Consider the following 17,802-nt stretch of genomic DNA (forward strand, 5'->3'; position numbering starts at 1 on the left):
GCAAGCTTCAGGACTTCTTCAGTGCGGTGAGATCGGCGACGAACGCGTCGAACGCCTCGGTGAAGTTCTCGGCCCGCACCACGGCCGACGGGTGCACCGTCACGCCGACCCGCAGGCCCTCGTGCTCCAGCACCTCGCCGCGGTGCTCGGTCAGCTTGAACGACGGCCCCAGCACCGCCTTCGCCGCCACGGCCCCGAGGCAGACGACGAGCTTCGGCCGGGCGACCCTGATCTCCTCCCGCAGCCACGGGAAGCACGCCACGACCTCGCCGCGCCGGGGCGTCTGGTGGATCCTGCGCTTGCCGCGCTCGGTGAACCGGAAGTGCTTGACCGCGTTGGTCAGATAGGTCTTCGAGCGGTCGATCCCTGCCGCCGCCAACGCCTTGTCCAGCAACCTTCCCGCCGGTCCGACGAACACGTGACCGTCGGTGTCCTCACGATCACCCGGACATTCACCGACCATCATCAGTTTCGCGGGAACCGGTCCCTCACCGAACACGGTCTGTGTCGCGTCCTGATAGAGGTCACATCCGCGGCACCCGTCCGCCGCCGAACGCAAAGCCGCCCAGTCCTCCCCCGAAGGGACGAACTGGGCGGCGGAAGTCGTCGTCCTACTTGTCCGAGCGGAAGGCATCCTTGACCTTCTCACCGGCCTGCTTCAAGGCGCCCTTGGCACGCTCGGCGCGGCCCTCGGCCTGCCACTGCTCGTTGTCCGTGGCGTCACCGACAGCTTCCTTGGCGCGGCCCTTGAGCTCCTCTGCCTTGTTGCTGAACTTCTCGTCGGCACCCATGGATCAGGCTCCTTCACTGACGGTCGGCTACGTTCTTCGGTTACCCGGCGAGCCGCGTCTGAAACAGTTGATAAGGTGATCACTCGCGGTTGAGAACCCAGCCGCAAGCCGATGTGACGGCTTGCTCTGGGTGTGCCCGCCCTTCGCAGTGCAGCTTCAGAGCACCGTCCTCACACCGGCATGCCGCTGTGACACGACGACGCGAAAGGAGCCGGCGGTGCCGTCCGCGAGAATCACCGCCCTCGAGGCCGAGGTGGCGGGGCTGCGCAAGGCTCTGGTGTCCCGGACAGTCATCGGGCAGGCATCGGGCCTGATCGCCGCCCGCAAGCCCTGCACACCCCAGCAGGCTTTCCAGCTGCTGGTGCACATCTCCCAGCACCACAACATCAAGCTGCACGTCGCCGCCGACCGCCTGGTGACCGCGTTCGTGCAGGCGCACCTCGGCCGGCCGGTGGACCCGGCCGACCAGGCGCTGTGGGATCACGTCGGCGCGACCACCGCGAACGACTCCGGCAGGACCGACGACGGGCTGGCCGAGGAGGTCAGCAGCACCTCGCCCTGAGGCAGCGGGACGGGTGCCGTGCCCAGGTTCACCACCACGCGGGTCGTCCCGCGGTGCAGCACGAAGCACGCCCCGTCCTGCTCCACCACGAACCGGTCCAGCCGCGAGTCGGCCAGCTCCGGGCGGGAGCGGCGCAACGCGATCAGCGCCCGGTACGTGTCCAGCACGATCGAGTGATCACCCTCACGGGCCTCGTCCCACCTCAGCCGCGAGTTCTCGACGGTCTGCGGCGACATCGGGTCCGGCACCTCGGACTCGCCCCAGCCGTGCCGGGAGAACTCGCGCCGCCTGCCCGTCCGCACCGCCTCGGCCAGACCTGGGTCCGGGAAGGACGCGAAGAACTGCCACGGCGTCGAGGCGGCCCACTCCTCCCCCATGAAGATCATGGGCGTGTACGGCGAGCACAGCACGATCGCCGCCGCGCACAACAGCTTCCCCGTCGGCACCGTCGCCGGCAGACGGTCGCCGGTGGCGCGGTTGCCCACCTGGTCGTGGTTCTGCGTGTACGCCAGGAAACGGTGACCGGGGATCAACGCCGTGTCCACCGGCTTGCCGTGGTGCTTGCCGCGGAACGACGACCAGGTGCCCGCGTGGAAGAACACCTTCTCCAGCGTGGTCTTCACCGCGTCCGGCGCCGCGAAGTCCTCGTAGTAGCCGAACGTCTCGCCGGTGAGCGCGACGTGCAGCGCGTGGTGCAGGTCGTCGGACCACTGCGCGTGCAGGCCGTACCCGCCGCCTTCGCGTGCCGTCACGAGCTTGGCGTCGTTCAGGTCGGACTCGGCGATCAGCGTCAGCGGCCGCCCCAGCGACGCTGAGAGCGCGTCCACTTCGACGGCCAGCTCCTCCAGGACGTGCACCGCGCGCTGGTCTGCGAGGGCGTGCACGGCGTCGAGCCGCAGCCCGTCGACGTGGAAGTCCCGCAGCCACTGCAGCGCGTTGTCGATCACGTACCGGCGCACCTCGTCGGAGCCGGGACCGTCGAGGTTGAGGCCCGGTCCCCAGTCGTTGCGCCCGGCGAAGTACGGCCCGAACTTGTCGAGGTACGCGCCGGACGGCCCGAGGTGGTTGTAGACGACGTCGAGCAGCACGGCGAGGCCACGGGCGTGGCAGGCGTCCACGAACCGCTTGAACCCGTCCGGCCCGCCGTAGGGCTCGTGCACGGCGCCCCAGAGCACGCCGTCGTAACCCCAGCCCTCGACGCCGTCGAAGCTGTTCACCGGCATGACCTCGACGAACGAGATGCCGAGGTCGACGAGGTGGTCGAGCTTGCCGATGGCGGCGTCGAACGTGCCCTCCGGCGTGAACGTGCCGATGTGCAGCTCGTAGATGACTCCGCCGGGAAGCGCCCGGCCGGTCCAGCCGCCGTCGCCCCACTCGTAGTCGTGGCGGTAGACCCGCGACGCCTCGTGCACGCCGTTCGGCTGCCACAACGACCTCGGGTCCGGATACGCCTCGCCGTCGATGACGAACGCATAGTCCGTCCCCTCGGCGTCGGAGCGCCACCACTCGCCGTCGCGCTTCATCTCGTGGTCCACGCCGTCGACGCGGACCTGCACCGACTCGAGCGTCGGTGCCCACACGGAGAAGGTCACTGGTCCCCCTGCACGAGCAGTGCCACCGGATAGCGGTCGAGCAACGACGCCAGGTCCTCCGCGGCGGGACGGCCCGTGAGCACGTCCGTCCACTTCGCACCCGGCAGCGGCAGAACCGTGTCCTGCCAGCCCTTGCGGGCCAGCGTGACGGGCAGCCTGGTGGCCACCGTGATCACGCCGCCGCGCTGGAACGCGAGCACGTGCTCCGCCGCGGCGCCCTCGGCCCGCAACGCGCGGTAGCCGTGCAGGCCCCGCTTGCGCACCTGCAACGCCTTGTGCACCACCAGGAGCTTCGCCGCGCCCGACTCGTCGACCTCGGGCAGCCAGCCGGACTCGATCCGCTCCAGCAGCTCGCGCCGCAGGTCGTAGTCGACGGGACGGCGGTTGTCCGGGTCGACGAGCGAGAAGTCCCACAGCTCGGTGCCCTGGTAGACGTCCGGCACGCCCGGCGCGGTGAGCTGGACCAGCTTCTGCCCCAGCGAGTTGGACCAGCCGGGGGCCGTGACGCGTTCGGCGAACGCGGCGACGGCGGGCTCGTCCAGCACCTGCGCGGGCCAGGCCGCCACCTCGGCGTCGAACTCCTCGTCCCGGTCCACCCAGGACGTCCTGACCTTCGCCTCCCTGGACGCCTTCTCCAGGTACTGGGCGAGGCGGTCCTCGGTGATCGGCCACGCGCCGACGAGCGACTGCCACGCGAGCCGGTTGAGCGTCGGTTCGGACAAACCGTGCTTCTCGTTCATCTCGGACTCGAACGCCAGGTACTCGTCGGGGATCTCGGCGAGCACGGCGAGCCGGGCCCGCACGTCCTCCGACCGCTTGGTGTCGTGCGTCGACAACGCGGTCATCGCCAGCGGCTCGCCCGACTCGCGCCGCGCGGCCCGCTGGTGGAACTCCTCCACCGGCAGGCCGAACCTGTCCGGGGAGCCGCCGACCTCGTTGAGCGCGACGAAGTTCGTGTACCGGTAGAACGCGGTGTCCTCGGTGCCCTTCGCGACGACCATGCCGGACGTCTGCTGGATCCGGGTCGCGAGCTCGCCGTGCGGGTCGGCGCGGACCTGCTCGTCCAGCGCGCGCACCGCCGGCGAGCTGCTGAGCTTCACCGCCGCCTCCCAGTACCGCGCGCCCTCGGGGAGGTACGAGCGGTAGACCGGGAAGTTGACCATCACCTCGGCGACGGCCCGGCAGGCGTCCTCGAACGGCACGTCCCGCACGAGCCGGGCGATCCTGCGCACCTCGGCCACCAGGATCGAGTCGGCCACCTGCTGCCGCGCCGCGTGCTCGACGGCGTGGAAGTCACCGGCGAACGCGTCCGTCGGCGCCACGAACACGCCGCAGACCTCGCGCAACGCGTCGTAGCCCGTGGTGCCGTCGACCGGCCAGCTCTGCGGCAGCTGCTCGTCCGGCCCGAGGATCTTCTCGACGACGAGCCAGCCGTCGAAGTGCTCGCGCAGCTTGCGGAAGTAACCGCCGGGGTCGGCGAGCCCGTCCGGGTGGTCGATGCGCAGGCCCTGGACGCCCCACGAGAGCACCTCGCGGTGCGTCGCCTCGAACACCTCCTGGTCCTCGACCCGGATGGCGGCGAGCTCGGTGATGTCGAAGAACCGGCGGTAGTTCAGCTCGGTGTTGCCGCGCCGCCAGTTCACCTTGACGTGGTGTTCGTGCACCTCGTCCTCGGCGTCCTCGGCGAGGACGGGCAGCAGCACCTTGCCCGACGACCAGTCGATGTCGAAGTACCGCGCGTACTTCGACTCCTGCCCGTGTTCGAGGACGTCGTCCCACCACGGGTTCGGCACGACCATGTGGTTGGGCACGATGTCGACGACCAGGCCGAGGCCCAGCTCGGTGAGGCGTTCCTGCATCGCCACCCGCCCGGCCTCGCCGCCCAGCTCCGGCCGGGCGCGGGTCGGGTCTACGACGTCGTAGCCGTGCGTCGACCCCTCCCGCGCGTCCAGCATCGGCGAGCCGTAGAGCGCGCCGACACCCAGACGTGCCAGGTAGTCCGCGATGCCCGCGGCGTCGGCGAAGGTGAAGGACGGGGTGAACTGGACGCGGTAGGTGGAGGACGGCGCGCCCATCAGCCCACCCTGCGCAGCACGACGAGCGATCGCGCGGTGAGGTTCAGGGTGTCCCCCGCCGCGACCGGCTTCTCCGAGTCGCCGACCTGACCGGTCGCCGTGTCGACGACGACGGTCCACTCCGGACCGTACTCGGCGTCGGGCAGCGTCACCTCGATGTCCTCGTGGTGGGCGTTGAAGGCCATCAGGAACGAGTCGTCGACCACCCGCATGCCGCGCGCGTCGAGGTCCGGGATGCCCTCACCGTTGAGGAAGATGACGATGCACTTGCCGAAGTCGTCCTCCCAGTTCTGCTCGGTCATCTCCTCGCCCGCCGGCGTGAACCACGCGATGTCGCGCAGCTCCTCGCCCTTGCGGATCGGCCTGCCCGCGAAGAAGCGCTTGCGCCGGAACACCGGGTGCGCCTTGCGGAACGCCGTGACCGCCGAGGTGAACTCCATCAGCTCGGAGTTGGCCTCCGCGAGCGACCAGTCGACCCACGAGACCTCGTTGTCCTGGCAGTAGGCGTTGTTGTTGCCGTTCTGCGTCCGGCCGAACTCGTCGCCGTGCAGGATCATCGGCACGCCCTGCGAGAGCAGCATGGTGGCCATCAGGTTGCGCCGCTGCCGGGCGCGCAGCTCACGCACCTCCGCGTCGTCGGTCGGTCCCTCGACGCCGCAGTTCCACGAGCGGTTGTGGCTCTCGCCGTCGCGGTTGTCCTCGCCGTTGGCCTCGTTGTGCTTGTCGTTGTACGACACCAGGTCGTTCAGCGTGAAGCCGTCGTGCGCGGTGACGAAGTTGATCGACGCGTACGGGCGGCGGCCGTCGTCCTGGTAGAGGTCGGACGAGCCGGTGATACGCGAGGCGAACTCGCCCATCGTCGCGGGCTCGCCGCGCCAGAAGTCGCGGACGGTGTCGCGGTACTTGCCGTTCCACTCGGTCCACTGAGGAGGGAAGTTGCCGACCTGGTAGCCGCCGGGACCGACGTCCCACGGCTCCGCGATCAGCTTCACCTGCGAGACCACCGGGTCCTGCTGCACGACTTCGAAGAAGGTCGCCAGCCGGTCGACGTCGTAGAACTCGCGGGCGAGCGCCGCGGCGAGGTCGAAGCGGAACCCGTCGACGTGCATCTCCGTCACCCAGTAGCGCAGCGAGTCCATGATCAGCTGCAAGGTGTGCGGGCTGCGCACGTTCAGCGAGTTGCCGGTGCCCGTGTAGTCCATGTAGAACTTCGGGTCGTCCTCGACCAGCCGGTAGTACGACTCGTTGTCGATGCCGCGCATGGACAGCGTCGGGCCGAGGTGGTTGCCCTCCGCCGTGTGGTTGTAGACGACGTCGAGGATGACCTCGATGCCCGCCTGGTGCAGGGCGCGGACCATGCCCTTGAACTCCTGCACCTGGTTGAGCGGCAAGGCCGCGTAGCCGTCGTGCGGGGCGAAGAACCCGATCGTGTTGTAGCCCCAGTAGTTCGACAGGCGGCGCTCGGCGAGCGTGTGGTCGCTGATGAACTGGTGCACGGGCATCAGCTCGACGGCGGTCACGCCGAGCTTGCGGAGGTGGTCGATCATCACCGGGTGCGCGAGGCCCGCGTAGGTGCCGCGCAGCTTCGGCGGGATCTCGGGGTGGTCGATCGTCAAACCGCGGACGTGGGCCTCGTAAATCACACTTTCGTGGTACGGCGTGCGCGGTGAACGGTCGTTCGTCCAGTCGAAGAACGGGTTCACGACGACGGACTTCGGCACGAACTCGGCCGAGTCGGCGTCGTTGCGCTCGTCGGGTGACCCGAACTTGTACCCGTACAGGGCTTCGTCCCACGCCAGGCCGTTGGAGATGGCCTTGGCGTACGGGTCGATCAGGAGCTTGTTGGGGTTGCAGCGAAGACCCCGCTCGGGGTCGTACGGGCCGTGGACGCGGTAGCCGTACCGCTGTCCTGGCCCGACTCCCAGCAGGTAGCCGTGGTGGACGAAGCCGTCCACCTCCGGCAGCCTCACACGTGTCTCTGTGCCGTCGTCGTCGAAGAGGCAGAGCTCCACGTAGTCCGCGACTTCGGAGAACAGGGCGAAATTGGTGCCAACGCCGTCATATCCAGCGCCTAGCGGGTAGGGCGTACCAGGCCAGGGTCGCACGATGCTCCTCACACGCAGGTAGCTACCCGCCGACCCTATCCGCCTAACCCCGACCCGGCATCACGCCGCGGAACGCGCCAGGACGAGCTGCCCACGTGCGGCCGTGAGCAAGGTGCGCGCTTCCTGGATCTCGCAGTACTTCAGGTGTTCACACGCGGCCTCGGCGCACGCCAGGGCGTACCTCAGCGCCACGTTGTCGTCCGCCACGGGTCCCGTGTCCCGCAACGCGTCGCGCAGCGACTCCTCCGCGTGCCGGGCCCCGGCGACCGGGTCGCCGAGCGAGGCAGGTCTCACCGCGGCGAGCACCTGCTCCACGGCGAGTTCCAGCACCTCGGTCGATGTCCGTGTGCTCACGGCTGAGCTCATCTGTTACGCCACCTCCAAAACGTTCGTCGTCCGCCGTCGGGTGACGGCCTCAGCGTACTCCGCAGGTTCACGACCTGCCGTTAAGCCGAAGTTTCATCTTCCCCGGCCGCGCAGCGGCCTGGTGATCTCCCTGACCCGCGGGAAGAAGTCCTCCAGCGGGACCGGCAGCGGGATGCGCCAGTTCGGGTGCTCGTCGATCGTGCCCGGCACGTTGGGCTGCCGGGTCTCGCCCAGAGCGTCCTGGGGGGACGTCAGGACCAGGGCGCAGGGTGCCTGCGCGAGCAGCTCGTGCGCGCCCTCGACCCGGTCCGCGGCCCGCACGCCCTCCTGGCGCATCAGCTCGTCGAAGTCGGGTCCGTCCTCCCCCGCGAAGAACGTCGCCGCGGTGGGCAGGTCGTGCGTCGAGATGCTCGCCATCTGGTTCGGGTTCCACCGCGCCGGCGGGATCAGCGGATGACCCTCCACGTAGTAGTCGCGCTGGAAGTAGAGCACGGCGCTGGTCAGCATGCCGTTCTCCTGCAACGTCTTCGTGACGACCGGCTCGACCGTGCCGAGGTCCTCGCCGACGACGACAGCACCGGCCCGGTACGCCTCCAGCGCCAGCACGCCCAGCATGGCGTCGGCGTCGTAGTAGACGTACGTGCCGCGCGACGGCGGCTCGCCCGGCGGGATCCACCACAGCCGCCACAGCCCGGCGACGTGGTCGATCCGGATGCCGTCGGCGTGCCGCAGCACGCTGCGCAGCACCTGGCGGAACGGGCGGTAGCCGGTCTCCGCGAGCTTGTCCGGGCGCCACGGCGGCAGGCCCCAGCCCTGGCCGTCCGCGCTGAACGCGTCCGGCGGCGCGCCGACCGTCACGTCGATGGCGAACACGTCCGGGTCCGCGAAGGTGTCCGCGCCGCCGGGGGCGACGCCCACCGGGAGGTCGTGGATGACGCCGACGGCCATTCCCGCCTCGTGCGCGGCGACCCGCACGTCTTGAAGCTGCCGGCTGCACAGGTGCTGCACCCAGGCGTGAAAAGCAACCCGTTCAGGTGACGGCTGCGCGCGGTCGGCGGGCCACTCCCGCCAGTCGGGGCCGTGCACCTCGGCGAGCGCGCAGTAGGTCGCGAACTTCTCCAGCTCGGCGTCCACCTCGATCTCGCCGCCGGGGAAGAGCAGCTCCAGAGCCTGCCGCTTCGCGTCCCAGATCGCGTCGTAGTCGATCAGCTCCTGGTTGTCCGGCCGGAGGTCGCGGATGAGCTGGCGGGTGCGCGGGCACGCCTGCAGGAACTCGGCGGTGTCCGTGACGCGCAGGTAGAGCGGGTTCGCGAACCGGCGGCTGGTGGGCGAGTACGGCGAGCGCTCGACCGGGTGCGTGAGGCTCGGCGCCTGCACCGGGTTGACCAGCACGACACCGGCGTCGAGCTCCAGGCTGGAGCGGCGGGCGATCGTCGCGAGGTCGGCGAAGTCGCCCATCCCCCACGAGTCCTTCGAGCGCGCCGCGTACAGCTGCAGCATCCAGCCCCACGTCCGCGGCACCTCGGGCAGCTTCCTGGGCGCGACCGCGAGCGTCACCGTCTGGTCCGCCGTGACGATCCGGTGCCAGCCCAGCGGAAGGCTGTCCGGCAGGTGCCGGTCGACGGCGAGCGACGTGCCGTCCTCCAGCTCGACCGTCGCGGGGCCGCCCAGGTCGCAGGTGTCGTGCTCGCGCAGGACGATCGTGGGCGGCAACGCCCGCGCCGCGCGGCGCTCCTCGACCTCGGCCAGCGCACGGGCGGCCGAGTCCTCTGTGGACGCGTCCACCCCGAACTGGGCGAGGACCTTCACGACCACGTCCGTCTCGACGACCACCTCTTGCTGGTCGGAGTTTTCATACCGGGTGGCGACGCCGTAGGCGTCCGCCAGCCGAACCAGCAGGTCCTCCACGGGTACAAGCTATGTCACAGCCGGGGCGGCATTACCAGAGCAAATGGTCCCTGGTCACCCGATGGGTGCAGGCCGGTCGGAAACTGACTGCCGCGTCAGGCGGCTAAACATCCGATGCTTGATCAGGAATGGACACCACGGCCTCCACCTCGACGAGGAAGTCGGGCCCGAACAACCCCGCGACCTGGACCAGCGTGCTGGCAGGGTTGTGGAGTTCACCGAGGACCGGCCGCAGCATTTCGTCACGCACGTCGCGAATGGTCTGCACGTCGGACACGTCCAGCACGTACCAGGTGAACTTGACGACATCCGACCAGTCCGCGCCAAACACGGAGATGACGTGATGAAGATTGCTCAGCGCCTGGCGGGTCTGCGCGGCCAGGTCGTCCACGCCGACGACGCGTCCGGTGGCGTCGACCGCGACCTGGCCGGAGACGAACGCGAGCCTGCCGGAGACCGTCACCGCGTGGGCGTAGCCGGGGGTGCCGGGCAGTCCCGGCAGCTCGGTCAGGCGTTCTTCGGCGGGCACGTCGTCACCCCGCGCCGGCGGCCGGGCCGCTGGAGTTGCGGACGACGAGCCGCAGCGGGTGCTCGGCCGGTTCGACCTGCCCGCCCCTGACCAGCGTCAGCAGGTCGGCGACGGCCCGTTCGCCCTGCTCGCGTTCCGCGCCCTCGACCGCGGTCAGCCCGACGACGCGGGTGAGCTCCTGGCCGTCGAGCGACACGATCGACAGCTCGTCCGGCACCGCCCGCCCGTCGCGCTGCACGCGCAGGAAGATCCCGAGCGCCGCCGCGCCGTTCGAGCTGATCACCGCCGTGGGCAGCCGTTCGCCGTCGAGCAGCACGTCCACCACCTGCTCGCCGCCGTCGACAGTGGGCGAGCACCAGACGGTCCACTCGGGACGCACTTCGAGCCCGGCGGCCGTGAGGATCTCGTCGTAGGACTCGTCGACGCCGTCGGCCAGCACCAGTGCCACGTCGCGGTGCCCGAGGCCCCGCAGGTGCTCGACGGCGGTCTGCAGCGCGTGCCGCAGGTCGGTGTCGTCGACCGCGATGTGCGGGACCTCCAGCGACTCCAGCGCCGTCTGCTCGGCGTCGGTGAGGGACATCGACAGCAGCAGCACGCCGTCGACCCTGCGCCCCAGCGGCAGGTCGCCGAAGAACTTCGCGCGCGCCTCGCGGTCAGCGAGGACGTAAAGAAGGACGTCGTACCCGGCCTGCCGCAGCGCGCCCTCCGCCCCCGCCAGCACCGGGCTCACCTCCGCGGTGAGCACCGCGATCGCGTACCGGCGCCCACCGGCCAGCGAGGACGCGTCGCGCGCGATGGCGTACTTCATCCGCCGCGCGACCTCGCTGACGTGCTGCCTCGTGGCCTCGGACACGCCCGGTTCGCCTCGCAGGGCACGCGATACGGTCGCGGCGGACACCCCTGCGGCCCTGGCCACGTCGGACATGCTGGTCACGGCCCGAGCGTATTGGAGATCCATGGAGCCCGGCGACCTCGCCCCCGACTTCAGCCTGCCCGACCAGGACGGCACCGAGCGCAAGCTCTCCGAACTGCTGGAGAACGGCCCGGTCGTGCTGTTCTTCTACCCCGCCGCGATGACCCGCGGCTGCACGGCGGAGAGCTGCCACTTCCGCGACCTGGCCGCCGAGTTCGCGGAGGCGGGCGCCCAGCGGGTCGGCATCTCCATGGACGACGTGGCGAAGCAGAAGCAGTTCGCCGAGCTGCACGCCTTCGACTACCCGTTGCTGTCGGACACCGACGGCGCGGTCGCGGAGCAGTTCGGCGTACGGCGGCGGTTCGCGGCGATGCCGATCAAGCGGCACACGTTCGTCATCGGAACCGGCCGCGAGGTCATCTCGGTGATCAGGAGCGAGTTCTCCATGAACGCGCACGCCGACAAGGCCCTGGCCGCCCTGCGCGGCCGTTAAAACCTGGTACCACCCCAGGCGCTGCACCAGAGGTCCTGCCCACCGCGACCCGCCACGCACCCTCCCGTGCGTAATCCGCCAGTGTTCCCCGCTGCCTCCGCGTGACGTGGCTATAGGACGCGGGGCCCCCGCGTTCGAGCGGATGGGACGTAGGGCCCCCGCGTACCCGGCGGGAAACACGAAAGAGAGTCGCGAGCGGGGCCGGGGGTTACGGACAGCTGCTGGAAGCGTCCTCAGGTCCGCAGGCCGGCCAGCACGAAGTCGGCGATCTCGTCAGCCAGCCGGGCGGGGCTCTTCTGGCCGTCCGGCCGGAACCACGTCGGCAGCTGGTTGACGACGCCGACCGCGACGAGCACGACGGTGTCCGCCGGCACCGCCGAGCTGAACTCGCCGTCCGCCTGTCCCTTCTCGACCACCGCGAGGAACGTCTCGTGGTAGCGCCGCCGCTCGGCGCGGAAGTCGGCCATCCGCTCCTGGCCGAGCCGGTGCAGCTCGCGGAAGAACACGCTCGTCTCGTCGACCCGCTCCGCCGTGGAGACGACGAGCGAGCGCATGATCTCGCGGACCGTGTCGGCGGCGGGCAGGCCGAGGGCGATGATCCGGTCCAGGTCGGCGGACTGGGCCGTGATCAGCAGCCGGTAGATCTCGAAGAGCAGGTCGTCCTTGGAGCGGAAGTAGTGGTAGAGCGCGCCCTTGGTGACCTCGGCGGCCTTGACGATCTCCTGCACCGAGGTCGCGTCGTAGCCCTGCGACGCGAACAGGCGCACGGCCGCGTCGATGATCTTCTGCTCGGTCGCGGTGGGCACGGTCAGGCCCGCGGTGCCAGCGCGCGCACCTGCGCGGCCTGGTCGCCACCGGTCGGCAGCAGCGCGATGACCGGCGTGTCCACGCCGGCCGCCTGGTACTCGGCGACGCGCGCACGGCACTCTTCGGCGGAACCGTGCACGACGAGCGCGTCCACGACCTCGTCCGGGATCGCCTTCGAGGCCGCCTTGCGGTCGCCCGCGGCCCACGCCTCGTGCATCGGGCGCAGCAGCTCGCCGCGGCCCAGCCAGTCGTGGAACGCCGCGTAGGCGGGGACGGTCAGGTAGGTGCTGATCAGCATGCGGCCGAGTGCCCGCGCGGCGTCGGCGTCCTCGGTCGGGCACACGAAGATCCGGGCGGCCAGCTCGGCGTCGCCCAGCTCGGCGCGCACCTTCGGCACGTCCCCGGCCCCGAGCCAGTTGGTGATCGCGCCGTCGGCCTCGCGACCGGCCAGGCGCAGCATGTTCGGTCGCAGCGCGGCGAGCATGATCGGCACCTTCTCCGCGGGCGGGCGCTCCAGCTTGAAGCCCTTGACCGAGAACGTGTCGTAGTCGGCGGTGACCTTCTCGCCCGCGAGCGCGGCCTTCAGGAAGCGCAGGGTGTCGCGGGTGCGCTTGAACGGCTCCTCGAACGGGATGGCGTTCCAGCGCTGCACGATCGCGGGCGAGGACGAGCCGATGCCCAGCACGAACCGCCCGCCGGTCACCTCGGCGAGGGTCGCGGCGGTCATCGCGAGGGTGGCGGGGCCGCGCGTGTAGACGGGGGCGATGGCCGTGCCGAAGCGCAGCTCGTCCGACCACTGGGCGGCCAGCGCCAGCGGCGTGAACGCGTCCGTCCCGGTGGTCTCGGCCGACCACACGTCGGTGTAGCCGAGCCCGGCGAGCTCGGACACCAGCGCGCGGTGCTCCAGCACCGGCACACCGATCAGCGGCAGCGTGATTCCCCAACGAGCCATGAGCGCCCCTCCAGGTCAGCGACTTGAGGGCACCCTACCGACCGGTCGGTATGCGTACAACCCTACTTCTTCCGCGCCACCGTCAGCCCGTCCGCGATCGGCACCAGCACCGACTCCACCCGTTCGTCGGCCAGCACGAACCTGTTGAAGGCGTCGATCGCGGCGGCGTTGCCCGTCGGTTGCTCGTCGGCGGCCTCCCCGTAGTAGAGCGTGTTGTCCGCGAGCAGCAGGCCGCCCTGGCGGACCCGCGGCACCAGCAGGTCCCAGTAGTGCGCGTACCCGGCCTTGTCCGCGTCGATGAACACCAGGTCGACCACCGGCTCTCCCGGCAGCGCCGCCAGCGTCTCGGCGGCGCTGCCGATCCGCAGGTCGATCCGCTCCCGTACCCCCGCCGCCTGCCAGGCTTCCTCGGCGATCGCCGTCCACTCGGCGGAGACGTCGCAGGTGATGACCTTGCCGTGCGGCGGGAGCGCCTGCGCGAACGCCAGCGTGGAGTACCCGGTGTACGTGCCGACCTCGACCACGGTCTGCGCCCCCGTGAGCTTGACCAGCAGGGACAGCAGCACCGCCTGCTCGTGCGGGATCTGCATCTCCGCCGAGTCGCCCAGCTCGGCGGTGCGGGCGATCAGCTTCTCCTGCACCTCGGTGGGCCGCCCCGCCTGCGTGCGCACGTAGCGGTAGATCTGCGGCGTCATGACCACGGTCTTGAAGTCGTTCACGCGCGGCCTTCTCTCATAGGTGGGTGAGCAACGTCCTCAGCGTGTCGCGGTACTCGGGCCGCAGCGGTTGTTCCGCCAGGTCCTGGTCGATGGCGGTCAGCACGGCGGTGCGGTGGGCGGCGTAGCGGCTCACGCACACGTTCTCCCTGCTGACGAGGAAGAACTCGTCGAACCGCGCGCGTTCGGCGTCGGTGGTGGGCACGCGCGTACGTCCCGACTCGCGCAGCAGCGACTGGCCGTCGGGGACGAGTTTGCGCATGACCTCCATGTGTGCCACCAAGTTCGCCTTGCTCGCCGAGAAAAGCGGTTCCGCCGCCACGGGACCCAGTGCGGTGCGCACCCGGCGCAGCAGCCCAGGCAGTGGTTCGTAGTCACGCGCCCACCGCCCGCTGAACGCCGGGTCGAACGTCACCATCATCGGCCGGATGACGTCCTCGTACACCTCACGGGAACAGCTGCCCGCGTAGGCGAACATCACCGAGTACGCGTCGTATCCAAGCGCAGCGAGACGGACGAGCTCCGAATCGTGCTCACGTATCAACCGATCGAGTGAATCCGCCAGGAACCGCCAGACCAGGAACGCGCCGTGGTGGCCGAGGAACCAGCGGTGCACCGCGCGTTCCACCGGGTCCGACGGCGCGCTGATGTGGATCGGGATCTGGTAGCACCCGCTCCCGCACGGGATCAGGTCCTCCCCCGGCGACGGCAGGCGCAGGACCGGCAGGTCGACCCAGGTGTGACCCCAGCTGGGCAGGCAGACGGGAGCGCTCATCGCACACTCTCCACTTCGGACGCGACGGTGTCGAGCAGGTCGGCGACCCCGGCGATCGCGGTGTCGAGCGGGCGGTCCGCCACGATCGGCGGCACCGCGGCGGCCAGCCGGTCGAACACCTCCGCGAGCCGGGGCGACCGCGGCCGGCGGGCGCCGACGTGGACGGCCTGACGCACCGCGACCGCCAGTCCGGCGTGCAGGTACCGCAGCAGGCGGGCCTGGTCGAGCGCGGTGAACGCGGCCTGTGTGCCGAACGGCACGACGTCCTGGTTGTGCAGGTTCGTCGGCAGGCTCTGCACGGAGGCCGGCGCGGCGGCCCTGCGCATCGCGGCGACGGTCGCGGTCGCCCCGATCTGCACGCCCTGCACGGCGTGGTGCCTGCCGGGGTCAGGGCTGAGCATCGGCGGCAACCCGTTGGTGCGCCTGGGGTCCACGAGCAGGTCGAGCTGGCGTTCCGCGAGGTTGCCGAGCTGCACCAGCGCGACGTTGAGCTGGTCGGCCGCGAAGGCGCCCGGCTGGCCGAAGAAGTTGCCGCCGTGCACGACCTCCCCGGTCTCCGGGAAGAACAACGGGTTGTCGCTCACCCCGTTGAGGTCGCGGCGCACGACCTCGTCCGCCTGCCGGATGTTCGTGGCCGCCGCCCCGATCAGCTGCGGCGTGCAGCGGATGCTGTAAGCCTCCTGCAGCGGCCGTTCACCCGATGGAACGCTTCCTTCGAGCCAGGTCCGCAGCGCGGCACCGGTGTCCGCGACGTCCGGGTGCCCGAACGCGGCCAGCAGTCCAACCGAGGTGTACTCCGTGCCGCAGCCCAGCACGTCGGCCATCAGGGCGGACAGCAGCTCCGCGGTGCGTCGTGCCCGGACCGCCTGTGCCACAGCGAGTCCGAGCGCCGCGGCCGTCACCGAGATGCCGTTGACCAACGCGAGCGCGTCCCGCCCGTCCAGCTCCAGCTTCCGCAGCCCGGCGAGGGCGAGAGCCTCCCCGGCGGGCATCAGACGTCCTTCGAAGAACGCGTTCCCGTTGCCGCGCAGGCAATGTGCCACGTACGCGAGCGGTTGCAGGTCACCGCTGGCGCCAACGGAACCGAGTCGCGGCACGGCGGGCGCGAACCGGCTGTCCAGCATGGCGATCAGCGCGGAGACGACCTGCTCGGACACACCGGATCGCCCTTGCGCCAACGAGAACAGCCGGGCGAGCACAGCCGCGCGTGCGACGTGCGGTGGCAACAGGTCGCCGTGGCCGACGATGTGGTGCAGGATCGTGTTGTCGCTCTGGCCCGCGCTGTCCGCGCGGCCCTCGAACTCGACCAGCGGGCCGAAACCCGTTGTGACGCCGTAGATGGCGCGTCCCGACCGGCTCATGTCCAGGACGAACTCGCGACACCGCGCGACACGGTCCCGCACATCCGCCGAAAGGGTGACGTGCAAGGGATTCCGCGCGAGCTCGAGGTGTTCCGGTTCGAGCGCGGCGGACAGGTCCAACGTTGCGGGGGAAGTTCCGACAGTCATGACGCCTCCTGACGACTGGGGGCCACTCGCGACGATCCCCGTTGACCAGTCGACGAGGAAGGGTCTTAGGTACGCACTACCAACAGAAATATCTTGTTCTCGTGCATGCGTGTGGCGGAATTCGTTGCCCGTTGACAGAGAGTTCGCCCGCCGGCTGCTCCACCGGCGTGAACTTCGCCGAAAACCCTTGCGTCAAACCGATTCGTCCTTGAGCACGCGGCGCAGAACCTTGCCCGACACGGACTTCGGGATCTCCGCCACGAACTCGACCGCGCGCACCTTCTTGTAGGGCGCCACCTCCCCCGCCACGAATGCGATCAGCTCCTCCGCCGTGACGTCTCCCCGCGTCACGACGAAAGCCTTGGGAACCTCACCTCGCGCCCGGTCGGGCCGGCCGACGACGGCGGCGTCCGCCACCTCGGGGTGGCGGCGCAGCACGTCCTCCAGCTCGGCGGGCGCGACCTGGTACCCGTTGCACTTGATGATCTCCTTGATGCGGTCGACGACGTGGAACCTGCCGTCGCGGACCCGCACCAGATCCCCCGTGCGCAGCCACCCGTCCACGAACGCCCGCCGCGTCGCCTCCTCGTCACCGAGGTAGCCGTCCATCACCTGGGGGCCGCGGATCAGCAGCTCGCCCTCCTCGGAGTCGGCCCCGGTGCCGGGGTCGACGACGCGCGCCTCGGTTCCCGGGCACAGCACGCCCACACTCGTGGGATCGCTCTCCAGGTCGTCGTCGAACGTCTGGTGCGTGCCGCCCGCCTCGGTGAGCCCGTAGCCCTGCCGGACGGGCGCACCGAGCTTGCGTTCGGCCTCGCGGCGGAGGGCGTCGTCGAGCGGCGCGGCACCACAGAGGACGAGCTTGAGGCGCTGGCGCGGCACCGGCCCCTCGTGGTCCGCGATGGCGGCGGCCAGCGGTGGCACCAGGAACGCCCGCGTGACGCGGTGCTCGGCGAGGCGGCGCAGGTACGTCCCGGCGTCGCTGCGGGGCATCGTCACGAGTGTGGCGCCGCCGAGCAGGCCGGAGTTGAGGATGATCGTGAAGCCGTAGACGTGGAAGAACGGCAGGTTCGCCGCGAGCACGTCGCCGGAACCGATGCGCCAGCCGGGCCGGTGCTGTTCGAGGTTCGCGACGATCGCGCGGTGGCTCAGCCGGACGGCCTTCGTGCGGCCCGTGGTGCCGCTGGAGAACAGGATCGCCGCGGTGCCGCCGGGGTCCACGCGCGGCAGCGTCGCGGTCTCGTCCTCGGGGAGGTCGTCGAGGTCGAGCGTCGCCGAGACGTGCGCGAGCTCCTTGAGCCTGTCCGCGTCACGCGGCGGAAGCACGGGGTTGATGAGCGCGACCGCGGCACCCGCCGCCATCGCGGCGTGCAGGCCGACGGCGAACCGCGGCCGGTTGTGGCTCGTGATCGCGACGGTGTCACCGGGCCGGACGCCGCCGCGGACGAGGCCGCCCGCGACCCGGCGGACCTGCTCGGCGAGCTCGGCGTAGGTGAGCGACTCTCCCGTGACCGCGTCGGCGAGCGCCACCGCGTCGTCGTGACGAGCACGCCGCAGGACGTGCTCGGGGACCGTGGCCTCGGGAACGGCCACCGCCGGCAGGGGGCTGCGGTAGATCACGGGCGCGGCTCCGGTGTCCACGCCGCCGGACCTGATGCCCGGCGGCGTGGCCGGAGACTATCGGCACTTTTCGTGGTCGATCGACTACTT

The 17,802-nt window shown here is 70.5% G+C and carries 17 protein-coding genes; 2 read left to right on the top strand and 15 right to left on the bottom strand.

Translation table 11 applies throughout. The features are described from left to right. Positions 1-7: 7 nt before the first annotated feature. Both BLT23_RS31730 and BLT23_RS31735 read right to left on the bottom strand, forming a co-directional pair. Positions 8-634 (bottom strand): UdgX family uracil-DNA binding protein, encoded by a 627-nt coding sequence (locus BLT23_RS31730; protein ID WP_090055978.1) that lies wholly within the window; start codon positions 632-634, stop codon positions 8-10. Then, positions 612-791 carry a CsbD family protein gene (locus tag BLT23_RS31735; RefSeq protein ID WP_090055981.1) on the bottom strand — a complete coding sequence of 60 codons (180 nt, stop codon included), beginning with the start codon at positions 789-791 and terminating at the stop codon, positions 612-614. The genes BLT23_RS31730 and BLT23_RS31735 overlap by 23 nt, the downstream gene beginning before the upstream one ends. Before the next feature lie 217 nt (positions 792-1,008). Here BLT23_RS31735 and BLT23_RS31740 point away from each other — a divergent pair, with 217 nt between their 5' ends. Then, a complete protein-coding gene (locus tag BLT23_RS31740) occupies positions 1,009-1,353 on the top strand; it encodes an ANTAR domain-containing protein (RefSeq protein ID WP_090055985.1) in 345 nt (114 codons plus the stop codon). Here the strand turns inward: BLT23_RS31740 and treZ are convergent. From treZ to BLT23_RS31775, 7 genes are all read right to left on the bottom strand, one after another. After that, complete coding sequence (gene treZ, locus BLT23_RS31745) at positions 1,272-2,945, bottom strand: malto-oligosyltrehalose trehalohydrolase (RefSeq protein WP_090055988.1); 1,674 nt, start codon at positions 2,943-2,945, stop codon at positions 1,272-1,274. The two genes, BLT23_RS31740 and treZ, sit on opposite strands and share 82 nt — an antisense overlap. Further along, positions 2,942-5,020, bottom strand: a complete 2,079-nt coding sequence (gene treY, locus BLT23_RS31750; RefSeq protein ID WP_090055991.1) for a malto-oligosyltrehalose synthase — start codon at positions 5,018-5,020, stop codon at positions 2,942-2,944. The genes treZ and treY overlap by 4 nt, the downstream gene beginning before the upstream one ends. After that, the gene (gene glgX, locus BLT23_RS31755) at positions 5,020-7,125 is read right to left on the bottom strand and encodes a glycogen debranching protein GlgX (protein ID WP_090055994.1); all 2,106 of its coding nucleotides are present in this window, start codon (positions 7,123-7,125) and stop codon (positions 5,020-5,022) included. Before glgX ends, treY begins: the two co-directional genes overlap by 1 nt. A gap of 60 nt (positions 7,126-7,185) precedes the next feature. Next, entirely contained in the window at positions 7,186-7,479 is a 294-nt protein-coding gene (locus tag BLT23_RS31760; RefSeq protein ID WP_245744392.1) for a hypothetical protein, read from the bottom strand. 105 nt (positions 7,480-7,584) lie between these two features. Further along, positions 7,585-9,399 (bottom strand): 4-alpha-glucanotransferase, encoded by a 1,815-nt coding sequence (locus BLT23_RS31765; RefSeq protein ID WP_090056000.1) that lies wholly within the window; start codon positions 9,397-9,399, stop codon positions 7,585-7,587. A 103-nt stretch (positions 9,400-9,502) separates the two neighbouring features. Further along, positions 9,503-9,928, bottom strand: coding sequence for a RidA family protein (locus BLT23_RS31770; protein ID WP_090056003.1), 426 nt, complete (start codon positions 9,926-9,928; stop codon positions 9,503-9,505). A gap of 4 nt (positions 9,929-9,932) precedes the next feature. Next, entirely contained in the window at positions 9,933-10,853 is a 921-nt protein-coding gene (locus BLT23_RS31775) for a LacI family DNA-binding transcriptional regulator (protein ID WP_090056149.1), read from the bottom strand. A 31-nt stretch (positions 10,854-10,884) separates the two neighbouring features. On the opposite strand from BLT23_RS31775, the gene BLT23_RS31780 reads away from it, so the two are divergent. Next, positions 10,885-11,334, top strand: a complete 450-nt coding sequence (locus tag BLT23_RS31780) for a peroxiredoxin (protein ID WP_090056007.1) — start codon at positions 10,885-10,887, stop codon at positions 11,332-11,334. A gap of 233 nt (positions 11,335-11,567) precedes the next feature. Here BLT23_RS31780 and BLT23_RS31785 read toward each other — a convergent pair whose 3' ends face one another. The 6 genes from BLT23_RS31785 to BLT23_RS31810 form a co-directional block, all read right to left on the bottom strand. Next, positions 11,568-12,140, bottom strand: a complete 573-nt coding sequence (locus BLT23_RS31785; protein WP_090056009.1) for a TetR/AcrR family transcriptional regulator — start codon at positions 12,138-12,140, stop codon at positions 11,568-11,570. Positions 12,141-12,142: 2 nt separating this feature from the next. Then, on the bottom strand, positions 12,143-13,093 hold the full coding sequence (locus tag BLT23_RS31790; protein WP_090056012.1) for an LLM class F420-dependent oxidoreductase: 951 nt from the start codon (positions 13,091-13,093) through the stop codon (positions 12,143-12,145). A gap of 62 nt (positions 13,094-13,155) precedes the next feature. Beyond that, a complete protein-coding gene (locus BLT23_RS31795; protein ID WP_245744393.1) occupies positions 13,156-13,812 on the bottom strand; it encodes an O-methyltransferase in 657 nt (218 codons plus the stop codon). A 13-nt stretch (positions 13,813-13,825) separates the two neighbouring features. After that, positions 13,826-14,584 (bottom strand): hypothetical protein, encoded by a 759-nt coding sequence (locus tag BLT23_RS31800; protein ID WP_090056015.1) that lies wholly within the window; start codon positions 14,582-14,584, stop codon positions 13,826-13,828. Then, a complete protein-coding gene (locus BLT23_RS31805; RefSeq protein WP_090056017.1) occupies positions 14,581-16,092 on the bottom strand; it encodes an HAL/PAL/TAL family ammonia-lyase in 1,512 nt (503 codons plus the stop codon). The genes BLT23_RS31800 and BLT23_RS31805 overlap by 4 nt, the downstream gene beginning before the upstream one ends. Positions 16,093-16,284: 192 nt before the next feature. Then, complete coding sequence (locus BLT23_RS31810) at positions 16,285-17,733, bottom strand: AMP-binding protein (protein WP_245744395.1); 1,449 nt, start codon at positions 17,731-17,733, stop codon at positions 16,285-16,287. Positions 17,734-17,802: the final 69 nt, after the last annotated feature.

Source organism: Lentzea fradiae, from assembly GCF_900100955.1.
GTDB lineage: Bacteria > Actinomycetota > Actinomycetes > Mycobacteriales > Pseudonocardiaceae > Lentzea > Lentzea fradiae.